Annotated in this window: 13 protein-coding genes; 9 read left to right on the forward strand and 4 right to left on the reverse strand. The window is 67.5% G+C overall.

Translation table 11 applies throughout. From position 1 onward, the window contains the following. The first annotated feature begins 28 nt into the window (after positions 1 to 28). The 4 genes from Q8Z05_RS15920 to Q8Z05_RS15935 are packed head-to-tail and all read left to right on the forward strand — an operon-like array spanning position 29 to position 5,497. A complete protein-coding gene (locus Q8Z05_RS15920; protein ID WP_305940560.1) occupies positions 29 to 2,746 on the forward strand; it encodes a bifunctional acetate--CoA ligase family protein/GNAT family N-acetyltransferase in 2,718 nt (905 codons plus the stop codon). 52 nt (positions 2,747 to 2,798) lie between these two features. Further along, positions 2,799 to 3,542 (forward strand): DUF5998 family protein, encoded by a 744-nt coding sequence (locus Q8Z05_RS15925; protein WP_305940561.1) that lies wholly within the window; start codon positions 2,799 to 2,801, stop codon positions 3,540 to 3,542. A 1-nt stretch (position 3,543) separates the two neighbouring features. After that, a complete protein-coding gene (locus tag Q8Z05_RS15930) occupies positions 3,544 to 4,782 on the forward strand; it encodes an alkaline phosphatase family protein (protein ID WP_305940562.1) in 1,239 nt (412 codons plus the stop codon). Beyond that, a complete protein-coding gene (locus tag Q8Z05_RS15935; RefSeq protein ID WP_305940563.1) occupies positions 4,775 to 5,497 on the forward strand; it encodes a thymidine kinase in 723 nt (240 codons plus the stop codon). Before Q8Z05_RS15930 ends, Q8Z05_RS15935 begins: the two co-directional genes overlap by 8 nt. Before the next feature lie 45 nt (positions 5,498 to 5,542). On the opposite strand, the gene sepH is transcribed toward Q8Z05_RS15935, so the two are convergent. Then, positions 5,543 to 6,979 carry a septation protein SepH gene (sepH, locus tag Q8Z05_RS15940; protein WP_305940564.1) on the reverse strand — a complete coding sequence of 479 codons (1,437 nt, stop codon included), beginning with the start codon at positions 6,977 to 6,979 and terminating at the stop codon, positions 5,543 to 5,545. Positions 6,980 to 7,211: 232 nt separating this feature from the next. On the opposite strand from sepH, the gene Q8Z05_RS15945 reads away from it, so the two are divergent. Next, positions 7,212 to 7,511 (forward strand): DUF4193 domain-containing protein, encoded by a 300-nt coding sequence (locus Q8Z05_RS15945; RefSeq protein WP_305940565.1) that lies wholly within the window; start codon positions 7,212 to 7,214, stop codon positions 7,509 to 7,511. 24 nt (positions 7,512 to 7,535) lie between these two features. Here the strand turns inward: Q8Z05_RS15945 and Q8Z05_RS15950 are convergent, their stop codons facing one another. Then, entirely contained in the window at positions 7,536 to 8,024 is a 489-nt protein-coding gene (locus tag Q8Z05_RS15950) for a DUF3093 domain-containing protein (RefSeq protein WP_305940566.1), read from the reverse strand. A gap of 106 nt (positions 8,025 to 8,130) precedes the next feature. Between Q8Z05_RS15950 and dut the strand changes: the two genes are divergently transcribed. The 4 genes from dut (at position 8,131) to Q8Z05_RS15970 (ending at position 10,643) form a co-directional block, all read left to right on the forward strand. Next, positions 8,131 to 8,679 (forward strand): dUTP diphosphatase, encoded by a 549-nt coding sequence (dut, locus tag Q8Z05_RS15955; RefSeq protein WP_305940567.1) that lies wholly within the window; start codon positions 8,131 to 8,133, stop codon positions 8,677 to 8,679. 92 nt (positions 8,680 to 8,771) lie between these two features. After that, the gene (locus tag Q8Z05_RS15960) at positions 8,772 to 9,479 is read left to right on the forward strand and encodes a DUF3710 domain-containing protein (protein WP_305940568.1); all 708 of its coding nucleotides are present in this window, start codon (positions 8,772 to 8,774) and stop codon (positions 9,477 to 9,479) included. Positions 9,480 to 9,567: 88 nt separating this feature from the next. Further along, a complete protein-coding gene (locus tag Q8Z05_RS15965) occupies positions 9,568 to 9,864 on the forward strand; it encodes a hypothetical protein (RefSeq protein ID WP_371745868.1) in 297 nt (98 codons plus the stop codon). Beyond that, positions 9,861 to 10,643, forward strand: coding sequence for a DUF3159 domain-containing protein (locus Q8Z05_RS15970; protein WP_305940570.1), 783 nt, complete (start codon positions 9,861 to 9,863; stop codon positions 10,641 to 10,643). Before Q8Z05_RS15965 ends, Q8Z05_RS15970 begins: the two co-directional genes overlap by 4 nt. A 35-nt stretch (positions 10,644 to 10,678) precedes the next feature. On the opposite strand, the gene Q8Z05_RS15975 is transcribed toward Q8Z05_RS15970, so the two are convergent. Beyond that, the gene (locus tag Q8Z05_RS15975) at positions 10,679 to 11,455 is read right to left on the reverse strand and encodes a potassium channel family protein (protein ID WP_305940571.1); all 777 of its coding nucleotides are present in this window, start codon (positions 11,453 to 11,455) and stop codon (positions 10,679 to 10,681) included. After that, a complete protein-coding gene (locus Q8Z05_RS15980) occupies positions 11,456 to 12,127 on the reverse strand; it encodes a potassium channel family protein (RefSeq protein WP_305940572.1) in 672 nt (223 codons plus the stop codon).

The following is a 12,127-nucleotide window of genomic DNA, read 5'->3' on the forward strand; positions in this document are numbered from 1 at the left end:
ACTGGCGAGTTTTAGCTAGGCTAACCCTATGGTGGATCAGCCCGGGGACGGCGTATATCCGGAATATTGGGAAGCCGATGTCGTTCTAAGGGACGGCGGGACGGCTCATGTGCGCCCCATCCACCCCTCAGATTCCGACGCCGTGCAGGCTTTCCACACCGGCCAGTCGCAGAAGTCCATTTACATGCGGTTCTTCGCCTTCAAGGCGCGGCTCTCCAGCAAGGAGCTGAAGCGCTTCACGGAAGTGGACTACAAGGACCGGGTGGCGCTGGTGATCACCATCGGCGGCGAAATCCTGGGCATCGGCCGCTACGACCGGCTGGCCGATCCCGAAGAAGCCGAGGTTGCCTTCAATATAGCCGACGCCCACCAGGGGCGCGGCATCGGGTCGATCCTGCTGGAACACCTGGCGGCCGCCGCCCGCGAGAACGGGATCCGTAAATTCAGCGCCGAAGTGCTGCCGGAAAACCGCAAGATGCTGATGGTCTTCTCCGACGCCGGCTACGACGTCAAAAGGCATTTCGACGACGGCGTGGTGAGCCTGGAATTCAACATCGACCCCACGGAAAAGTCGCGCGCCGTGATGGAATCCCGCGAGCACCGCGCGGAGGCGCGCAGCATCCAGGAACTGCTGGCGCCGTCGTCGGTGGCGGTGATCGGTGCCAGCCGCAAATGGGGCACCGTCGGTTACCAGCTGCTGGAGCACATCATTGAGGGCGGCTTCACCGGGCCGGTCTACGCCATCAACCCCGAGGCGCTCGAACTCGCGGGCATGCTGTCGTTCGGGAAGCTCTCCGACGTGCCGGACCCCGTCAGGCTGGCCATCATCGCCGTCCCCTATGAGGAAGTCCCCAAAGTCGTGGCGGATTGCGCGGCCGCAGGAGTGAAGGGCGTCGTGGTGGCGACAGCCGGGTACGCCGACGACGGCGATCGCGGACTGGCACGGCAGCGCGAACTGGTCCGCCAGGCACGGTCCAACGGCATGCGCGTGATCGGGCCGGCATCCCTGGGCATCGTCAACACCAACCCGGCCGTGTCCCTGAACGCGTCCATGGCGCCGAGCCTGCCGCGCCGGGGCGGCCTGGGCCTGTTCAGCCAGTCGGCCGCCATCGGAGTGGCGCTGTACGCGGCGTCCAGCCGGCGCCGCCTGGGCATCTCCACCTTCCTTTCCGCCGGCAACCGGGCAGACGTCTCCGGCAACGACATGATGCAGTTCTGGGAAGACGACGCCGACACCGCCGCCGTGGGGCTCTACCTCGAATCCATCGGCAATCCGCGCAAGTTTTCCCGGCTGGCGCGGCGGCTTGCCCGCACCAAACCCGTCATTGTGGCGAAGTCGGACTCCATGGGCCTGCAGTTGCCCCCGGGGCATGCCGTGCGGACCACGCAGGCGCCCCCGGGAGCCCTGGACGCGATGATGCGCCAGTCAGGTGTGATCCGGGTGGAAACCATCGAGCAGCTGATGGACGTGGCACAGATCGTCGCCGGCCAGCCGCTCCCGGCCGGGGCGGACATCGCGGTTTTCAGCAACTCCGGGGCGCTCGGCAAAGTGGTGGCGGACAGCGCCGCCGCCAACGGGCTCGGCGTTGAACGGATCGTCACCGACGTGGATCTCGACGCCGGGATGTCACTGGCGCTGCCCGCCCTCCGCCAGAGCCTGGCCGGAATACTCGCCGCTGACACCATCCACGCCGTGGTGGTGGCGCTGCTGCCGGCACGCGGCCTCACCGTGGAAAAAATTGCAGGCGTCCTGGCGGAATGCTCGGCAGCGGCCGGAAAGCCGGTGGTCGCCGCCTTCACCGGGATCCTGGACCCGTCCGTCTATGTCGAGGGCATGGTGGGCGCCGAAGCTACGGTCCACTCCGTGGAGGATGAGTCCGCAGGCGGATCAGTGCCGTGCTACTCCAACCCGGGCGCCGCCGTCGCTGCGCTCGCCGCCGTGGTCAAGTACGCCCAATGGGTGGAACGCGACAAGGGCCTGTTCGTGGAGCCTGCCGGCTGCGACGCGGAAAGTGTCAGGACCGAGCTGGAGGAACTGCTCCATGACGTCCCCGGTGAGCAGCTGCTGCAGCTCGACCCGGTCAAGGCCGCCACGCTGCTCTCCCACTACGGCATCCATGTGGTGCCGTCCGCCGGCTTCGAAACGCCGGACGAGGCCGTCGCGGCAGCGGAACGGCTGGGCTGGCCGGTGGTGCTCAAGACCACCGACCCCGCGCTGCGCCACCGGCTGGACCTTGGCGGCGTGCGGCTGGACATCCAGGACGCGGATTCCCTGCGGCGCAACATCATCCAGATGCACCGCGCCCTGGCACCCTACGGCTCGCCGTCCATGGAGGTCCAGACCATGGCGCCGGTGGGGCAGGCCTGCACCTTCAGGGCCATTGAGGACCCCCTGCTGGGTCCGGTGATTTCCTTCGGCCTTGCCGGCGACGCGGTGAACCTGCTGGAGGACTGGGCCCACCGGGTTCCGCCACTGTCCGGAGCCGATGTCCACGACTTCATCCGCGCCCCCAGGGCGGCCCGGAAACTGTTCGGCTACCAGGGATTGCCGGCGGTGGACGTTGCTGCGCTGGAGGACCTGGCCGCGCGGCTGACCCGGTTGAAGGACAACCACCCCGAGATCGCGCTGGTCGAGTTCAACCCCGTGCTGGCCGGGCCCCGCGGGGTGTCAATCCTGGCCGCCGATGTCCGGATAGCGAACGCCGCCCAGCGGACCGACAGTGCGCGCCGGGCGATGCGGAGCTAGCGGACCGGGCTCACAGTTAGCAAGTGTTCAGTCGATCTGTGAAAATGGGGGAATGAGCCCCCAGCCTCCCACGTCGAAGCCACAAGCACCCCGATCCGGTCACCAGGCCTCACACAGCCACGGCGCGCACGACCACGGTGCCCAGGGCCAAAGCCTGGAAGGCGCCCTCCAGCAGGCAGGTTTCTATCCACGGCTGGTAGCTGACGTTGTTGACGACGCGCTGGACGGCCGCGACTGCATGGCGCACCTGGTGCACCTTGAGACCCACTTCGACCGCGCCGAGGTGCGCCGGCACATCACCGTGCTGGTGCTGACGGACGACATGCTGGTGATCGCCCACGTGGACGACCAGCAGCTGGACGAGGCCGGAGAACAGATCGTCGCCCAGATTTCCACGGAGTCCGTGCCCGTAGCGCAAATCCGTTCCGTGGTGCTGAGCTACATGTACGCCCAGCCGCAGAACTACAAGCCCTCCGACCCCGTCCGGGAACTCACCCTCTCCATCGCCTGGTCCGGCGGCCAGCGGCTGGACATGGGCCCGGCCAGCTGCGGGGATCCGCAGTGCGAAGCCGACCACGGCTACAGCGGCACCATCGCCCAGGAGGACATCGTGCTCCGCATCAGTGCGGAAGCTGACGGCCTGCAGGCCGTCCAGGATGCCAAGCTGTTCGCCCGGGCGCTGCGCGCCGTGAACACCGGTTCGCCCGCGCCCGTGCCGCACAGCGGCCCGGTTGCCCCGCCGCGTCCCCGCACCGGTGTTTTCGGAAACCGGCTCAGCCGCGGGCACCAGCGCTGAGATGACGCCAGGGAACAAATCTGAACCGTCCGCCGTCGCCGTCGCCGAGGGTGCCCCGGCTCCATCGCTTGTGCCCCCGGCCCCGGCCTACGGGCAACGTTCCATCGCCGAAGTGCTCACCAGCGCCGCAGCAAGCCTCGGGATTGAGGGCTTTGAGAACCGGTTGAACCTGCCGGCAGCACGGCGGGTGTGCGTTGTCCTAGCCGATGGCCTGGGCCGTAGCCTGCTGAAGCAAAAGGCGGCACATACCCCGTTCCTGCGGTCCGTGATGCAGCAGGGCCAGGGAGCGGTGCCGGTATCCCTCGACTCGGCTTTTCCTTCCACTACCGCGTCCTCCCTCGCCAGCTTCGGCACGGGGCTCCCGGCCGGCCAGCACGGAATGGTGGGCTACGACGTCCTCGATCCGCGGCAGGACAAGGTGGTCAACTTGCTGGGCAACTGGGACGCCGGTGTGGACCCCCGTGAATGGCAGCCGTTTCCCACCGTGTTCGAGCGCGCAGCTGCCCACACTGACGTCACCACCATCAGCCTGCCGCAGTTCGGCGGCTCGCCCATGACGCAGGCCGCGTTGCGGGGCGGACGATTCATCGCCGCGGGCACCCCGCACGCCAGGACGGCCGCTGCGGCGGACGCCATGCTTGCCGCTGAAAGCTCGCTGATGTACTTCTACGTGAACGACCTGGACAAGGCCGGCCACCGTTACGGCTGCCAGTCGGCCCATTGGGAGCACCAGCTCGAAGAGCTCGACGCCACGGTACGGCGGCTCAACGCAACCCTTCCGCCGGGGACCACCGTCCTGCTGACGGCGGACCACGGCATGCTCGACGTCCCCGAGTCGCAGCGGATCGACTTCTCGGCGGAACCTGCCCTGATCGCCGGTGTTCGTCACACGGCGGGGGAGCCCCGCATGGTCCACCTGTACCTTGAGCCCGACGCCGGGGAAGAGGACCGCACCCGGCTGATTGGATCGTGGCGGGAACGGTTCGGCGACAGGATCTGGGCATTCAGCCGCGGCGAGGCCGTGGCGGCCGGACTGTTCGGTGACGTCAGGCCGGAGGTCAGCCCGCGCATCGGGGACGTCCTGGTGGCCGCCAGGGACGCCCTGGCGTTCTATGACACACGGCGTGTCCGTCCCGCGGCGCTGGAGGTGGTCGGGCAGCACGGGTCCCTGACCAAGGCGGAGCGCGAAGTCCCGCTGCTATGTTTCCAGGCTCAAGGCAGAAAGGGAGCGCGTGGCTGAACTCGTGTTCTTCTCCGGGACCATGGACTGCGGAAAATCCACGCTTGCCCTGCAGATGGACCATAACCACCGGGCCCGGGGACGCGGCGGTGTCCGTTTCAGCCGCAACGACCGGGCCGGCGGTGCACGGATTTCCAGCCGGCTCGGACTGGAGACCGACTGCGTGGAGGTCCTGGACGGCACGGATTTCTGGGATGAGGTCATTGAACGCCGCACGCGCGGCCTGCGGGTTGACTACCTCATCTGTGATGAAGCGCAGTTCTACTCGCCATTGCAGGTGGAACAGCTGGCCCGGATTGTTGACGAGATCGACGTGGACGTGTTTGCTTTCGGCATTACCGCGGACTTCCGCACCCGGCTCTTCCCGGGATCGCAGCGGCTCATCGAACTCGCGGACCGCGTCCAGGTCCTGCAGGTGGAGGCGCTGTGCTGGTGCGGCCGCCGGGCCACCCATAATGCACGCACGATTGACGGCGTGATGGTGACCGAAGGTGCGCAGGTGGTGGTGGGCGACGTCGACATGGCCGGGGACGCGTCGTCCGCCGGCGCTGCGGAGCACGAACCCGTGGTGGGCTACGAGACGTTGTGCCGGCGGCACTTCATGCGGCGGGTCACGGCCCACGGCGCCAACGTGATGGCCCAGCAGGACCAGTTGCTGCCGTTCGAGGTGGACGCCTGCCTGTGGCATGGCTCCGGGGAAACCCGGCGCGGTTAGGCCGCTGACTCAGGCTGCTGCCGACTCGGGCTTTGGACCGCGCCTTCAGTCGCCGCGGGGGCCGAAGACTATTTCATCCCAACTGGGGACGCTGGAGCGCTTGGGTTTGGACGGCTGCCGTTCGGGCTGCTCGGTTTCCCGTTCGCTCCTTGACGCCGCCGGAGCATCGTCACGCTTCCGGCGCGGACTCCCTCCGCCCAGCAGTTCATCCAGGCCGACGTTCGGAGCAGACTCGCGGTTCCAGCCGGACTGCCGGACGGGGGCCGTGTCCTTGGCGGAAGCCGGTTCGGTGCCGGCAGGGGCATCGCTGTGCGGGCCGGCGTCGAGTGCCGCCGTCGTACTGCCGGACTCTTCCGGCGGTGCGTCATCCGGCCCGGTTACCGGGCGCAGCGGGGACGCCACAATGGTGATCTCCCGGGTCTCGGTGCTGACGCCGTCGTGAAGTTTCAGTCGCTGGTCTTCATCACCGGCGGGCCGGGGAGCGAGGCTCAGGCGCGAGAGCATGGATGCCCGGCCGTCGCGCTTGCGGGTGAACGAGTCCCCCTTGGCGGCCGGTGCGGCGTCTTCTTCGCCGTTCCCGGCCCCCGTTGCGCCGTCATCGGGTTCAGGTTCGGCCACCACCTCGGAGGGGCGGGGGTGGGCCGCCGGAACTCCGTTGGTGAGCAGCAGTGCCAGGGCGTCATCGGCGTCCTCGTCGACTCCCAGCCGCTGGCCGCGGCGTGACCGCAGCATGTCCAGCAGCCCGTCTGAATCCTTGCCGGGCTGGCCGGATGCGGTCCGGGCGGCGGCTGCGTCGGCGTCTGTCTCGAAGTCAAACGGGCGGTCGGAAACGGCCGAAAGGCGCCGAGCCGGTATGGGACCGTCGAGCGGTTCCAGTTCGCTGAGCTGCTGAGCCCAGCGGTTGGCGTTCTGCAGAGACTTCCGGGCCGGGCTGAAGGTCCACATGGCAGGCGGCTCCTCGCCGATGCTGGCATGGCCGCCGGGATTGGTCTCAAAGCGGGCAACGACGGTCCAGGTGCCGTCCGGGCGCCGCCAGGAGTCCCATTCCACCGATGAGGACTCGATGCCGTGGGCGTTGAGCCGGTGGGCCACCATTTCACCCAGGGTGGCCGGGTTGTCCCCGAAAGCGGAGCGGTAGACATCATGGCCCGGTGCAGGGGATGCCACCTCGATTTTGCGGGCCTGCTGTGCCACGTATTCGCGTTCCGCGAGTACGGGTCCCTCATAGCGCTGGACCTTGGCGAGGGGAATACCGGACAGTTCGGAGACTTCGGCGGCCGTGGCCCCGCTTCTGATCCGCGCCTGGATGTCCCGCGGGGACATGGCGACGGGCGTGATTTTAGCGGCAACTTTCGCCGGAGAGCGGCTGGCCGCGAGCCGGAGAGCTTCGTCGATCGGCAGCTGGAACATCTCGCCGCCGGTGCCGCTCAACAGGAGATGCTCCCCGTCGTCGTGGACGCCTACAAGCCGTAGATCCTGCATACAAATCCTCCACCCTGGCATTACTGACATTCGAAACTCTGCCACCCGGCAGTCACAATTCCGGGGAAGGCAGAGGGCGCGCCGCGATATTCCGGGACTTTCAGGCCGTCGCTGCCGCCGCAAGCCAAAAACGGGCACGTGCCGGGCACAAAACCAGGCGGATCTGCGTTGACATCGGTGAACCGGGGATCCGGTGACTCAACCGAAGATAGCGGAGTGTGACCAGCACATAATGGCGACAGACTACGATGCGCCGCGGAAATCTGCAGAAGACTTAAACGAAGATTCCATCGAGGAACTGAAGACCCGGCGCGCGGACAAGCCCACGGCAGTGGTGGATGAAGACGAGTCCGACCTTGCCGAAGGCTATGAACTCCCGGGTGCCGACCTGTCCGGCGAGGAACTCATGGTCCGCGTCCTGCCGGCCCAGGCTGACGAATTCACCTGCTCGTCCTGCTTCCTCGTCCGTCACCGCTCGCAGATCGCCCGTGAAAAGAACGGATTGCTTTTCTGCAAGGACTGCGAAGGCTGACCGGCGCTACGGGAGCCGGTGCTTCTACGAGCCGGTGAGGGCCGCGGTCAGGCGTGCCGGGTGCCGCGTGGACGTGAGCCAGTACGGCGTGGGATCGGACGGATCCGTGATCTCGATCCTGACCACCGGGTCCACCCAGCCGCGGATGCACAGGTAGGCCAGGCCGTTCAGGCGCGGGCCGCGTTCCGCCGTCGCCTCCTTGCCGCTGAACTGTGCCACGGTGCCGATGTAGCGTCGCTCGATGGTGGCCCGCCCCACCTGTAGGGTGTCCGTGGTCACCGTGATGGAGGGTGTGGACAGGACCAGCAGCACCGCAATGATGGTGAAAAGCACCAGTGCCGCCGTGATGCCGGCCGCCAGGCTGATCGGGGCGAAAACGAGGATGCCGGCGCCGGAGAGCCCTGCTGCCACCAGCCAGATCCACAGGTTCGGGTGGAGCTTCTCACGGTAAAGAACGGTGGTTCCGCGGGGTGTGCTGTTGGGGGCAGGCACAGCTGCACTAGATTCCGGCATAGCCCCAGCTTTCCACTTTTCCCGGGGTATTTCACCTTGGCCCGGCACCGCCTGGTTCCCCCGGCGGCTAGGCCCGGATGCGCCGCTGGCGTTAGAGTGAATGACTGTGACTGAAGAAACTGCAGCCGTGAGTACTTTGCCGCCGAACTCCCCGGAAGGCAGCGCCGCGGCCTACGGATCGCCCACCCTGTCCGTCCAGCTGAAAATGCTCGACGCCGGCCTCGAGGCCCCGTCCTACGCCCACCCCGGCGACGCCGGAGCGGACCTCCGTGCGCGCGAGGACGTCGTTCTCGAGCCGGGTGAACGCCGCCTGGTTCCCACCGGAGTCTCGATCGCCCTGCCGAACGGCTATGTCGCCCTTATCCACCCGCGTTCCGGGCTGGCCACCAAGCACGGGCTGACCGTCGTCAACGCCCCGGGAACGGTCGACGCCGGGTACCGCGGCGAGATCTCCGTGACCCTGCTGAACACGGACCGGGAGAAAGCCATTGAACTGCGGCGCGGCGATAGAATTGCACAGATGGTCATTCAGCGCGTGGAGTACGCGCAGTTCGTGGCCGTTGCGGAATTGAGCGACTCGGTCCGCGGTGACGGCGGATTCGGTTCCACGGGTGGCTTTGGTTCCACCGGTGGTTTCGCGACACCGCAGGCCTAGCCCTCGGGCGCTGCCCGGCTCTGCGGGCGCTGCAGGATTCCCCGCGGCCCAGGCGGCACGGCGGACAAGATCACAACTAAGGAGACAACCCGATGGTTTTTGGGCGTGGCAAGAAGGCCAAGAAGGACCAGGCAGTAGAGCCCGGGGAAACCCTGGAGACTGCGGACTCCGCTGCCGGGGAAAAAACCGGCAGGGCAGCCACCGGACCGTTTGACGTCTCGGAAATCGACAGCACCGACGGTTACGTGGACCTCGGCGCGCTCCTGATTGCACCCCGTGAAGGTCTCCAGCTGAGGCTCGAGATTGAGGAAGCCACGCAGCGGGTTGTGGCCGTCACCATGGACCTCGAGGGTTCAAGCCTCCAGCTCCAGGCCTTCGCAGCGCCGCGCACCGAAGGACTCTGGGATGAGATCCGGGAACAGATCGGGCAGTCCGTGGGAAGCCAGGGCGGCCAGGTCGAAGAGATCCCCGGCGTCTTCGGCACCGAACTGGTGGCTAAACTTCCGGCCGGAACGGCCGACGGCTCAGGCGGCTACCGCGTGGCCCGCTTCATCGGGGTCGACGGTCCGCGCTGGTTCCTCCGCGGAGTCCTGGGCGGGGAAGCTGCCCTGGACCGCGACGCCGCCGCAAACCTTGAATCCCTGTTCCGCCAGATCGTGGTGGTCCGGGGCGAAAGCCCCATGCCGCCGCGTGACCTGCTGCAGCTTCGCCTGCCGAAGGATTCCGCGCCGGCGCCGCAGCAGGGCGCACCCGAATTCCAGCAGCCGGAGCGCGGACCGGAGATCACCCAGATTGGCTGATCCGGCCGCCGACTTTCCGCAGCCCGAACTTTCCATCAGTGGATTGCCGGACCGTGGGCGTGTGCTGTGCCGTGGCTATATTGAGTCTGTGACCTACGTGCCGGCCACCCAGGTTGCCACCTTCACCGCCATCGTCACCGACCACGACCTCCCGCGCAAAAAGGCCGGCCCCGCCCCGGCCGCCGCGGAACCGGCGTCGGCCCGGCGGCCCGGGGGACCGGGCCGGCGCGACCGGCTGCGTGTCGTGTGGCTCGGCCGGCGACGGGTTCCCGGCGTGGAACCGGGCTGTGAGCTCAGGCTCCAGGGCATGCTGACCCTGCGCGACGGCCTTCCCACCATGTTCAATCCCCGCTACGAAATACTGTCCCGCCAGGAGAACGAATGACGCCGTCCGAGAACCCGGATCCCGCTGCCGGTCCGGCCGCGTCCGAACCGCGCAAAGCACAGCCCGCGCCGGAAACGCCGTCAGTGGCCAACCTCGCGGAAGGCTACGCAGCGAAGGCCGGCCTGCACCGGTCGAAGAACGGCAACATCGACGTGCTGAAGAGTGCCGGCGGCGTGCAGGGCATCGCGGAGACCATCGTCCCCGGACTCGTGTTCCTCGTGACCTTCACCATCACCCGCGACCTCACCCTGTCCCTGGTGGGCGCCCTGGCCGCGGCTGCCGCCTTCACCGTGGCGCGGCTGGTCCAGCGGCGGCCCCTGACCCAGGCGCTGGCCGGGGTCGTCGGCGTCGGAATTTCGGCGTGGCTGGCGAATACCACCGGCAAGGCGGAGGACTTCTACGTCCCGGGGTTCTTCACCAATGCGGCCTACATTGCCGGGATGGTGCTGTCCATAGCGCTCCGCTGGCCCATCGCCGGCCTGCTGTTCGGCTTCATCAGGAACGAGGGGCTGGACTGGCGGAAGGACCCGGCCCGCGTCAGGGCCTACCGACTGGGGACGTGGGTGATCGTGGGCGTCCTGGCGCTGCGGCTGCTGGTCCAGGTGCCGCTGTACTTCATGGGTGAACAAGGCCTGGCCGCCCTCGCCACCACACGGCTCCTCATGGGTACTCCGCTGTACATCCTGGGTGTGTGGGTTGCCTGGCTGATCACCCGTCCTGCCGTGCCCGCGGTTGACCGTCCGGCTGCGTCGCGTCCCGGTGGTCCGCCGCAGCCGTAGGCACAGCCCTAGGCACCGTACCGGTGGCTTCGGCATCAGCCGTCGAAGCCGTCGTCCTCGGGAGCCTGCTGCTCCGGCTGCCGGCCCTCATGCTCGTCGTCCTGCAGCTCGCCGTTATGCGGCGGGTGCGACTCTGTGTCCCGGTCCACCTGCTGCTCGGGGGAGAGCAGCGCCCTGAGCTCGTCTTCGGCAGCAATCGTCGTGACGAAAAACAGTTCGTCACCGCCGTCGAGCACGTCGTCCCGGCTGGGGGTGATGGGGGCCTGGTCCCGGAGGATCGCCACCAGTGTGGAGTCCTCAGGCCAGTCAATGCCGCCCACGGTGAGCCCGATGACGTGCGAGTCGTGGGGCACGGTGAACTCGACCAGGGACGAGACGCCGGTCTGCAGGGTGAGCAGCCGGACAAGGTCGCCGATTTCCACCGCTTCCTCGACGAGGGCGGTCATGAGCTGCGGGGTGTTGACTGCGACGTCGACCCCCCAGGAATCGTTGAACATCCAGTCATTCTTGGGGTTGTTTACCCGGCCCACGGTGCGGCCGACGCCGAACTCCGTCTTCGCGAGCAGCGAGACCACGAGGTTGACCTTGTCGTCTCCCGTGGCTGAAACCACCACCTCCGCGTCTTCGAGCTTGGCGTCCTGAAGGGTACTCAGCTCGCACGCGTCGCCGACCAGCCAGTGCGCGCCCCGGAGCCCGCTGCGGCCAATCACTTCCGGCTTCAGGTCGATCAGCAGGATCTCGTGTTTGTGGGCAAGGAGCTCACGGGCAATCGAGGAACCGACGCTGCCTGCCCCGACGATAACGACTTTCACTTACTGCTCCTTGGGGGGTTCTTTGGCAAGAATGTGGCCTACCTCGGCGCTGCGGTCCACGCGCAGCATGGCATGGACGGTGTCGCCCTCCTGGTAGGACGTGGTGGCGGCGGGCAGCATCCCTTCTCCGAACCTGGTCAGGTAGGCGATCCGGATTCCGGCCGCCTTTTCGATGGCAGCCACGGAGTGGCCGATCCAGGCAGGGTCGAGGTCGATTTCGGCCAGGACCAGCCGGCCGGACGGCTCACGGAAGTCACCTGCGAGGTGCTGTTCGGGCAGGATCCTGCGGAGCACCTGATCCGCGCTCCAGCGCACCGCGGCAACCGTGGGAATGCCCAGTCGCTGGTAGATCTCGGCGCGGCCGGGGTCATAGATCCTTGCCACCACGTGGGGGACGTGGAAGGTTTCGCGGGCAACCCGGGTGGCCAGGATGTTGGAGTTGTCGCCGCTGGACACGGCGGCGAAGGCGTACGCCTCACTGACGCCGGCCTGTTTCAAGGTTTCCCGGTCGAACCCGACTCCCGTGACCTTACGGCCTGAAAAACCGGTGCGGAGCCTGCGGAAGGCACGGTCGTCCTGGTCGATGATGGCCACCGAATGGCCGGCATCCTCGAGGGTGTGTGCGAGCGTTGCTCCCACGCGTCCACAACCCATGATCACGAAGTGCGCCAC

Origin of the sequence: Arthrobacter oryzae, assembly GCF_030718995.1 — a bacterium.
GTDB classification, from domain to species: domain Bacteria; phylum Actinomycetota; class Actinomycetes; order Actinomycetales; family Micrococcaceae; genus Arthrobacter; species Arthrobacter oryzae_C.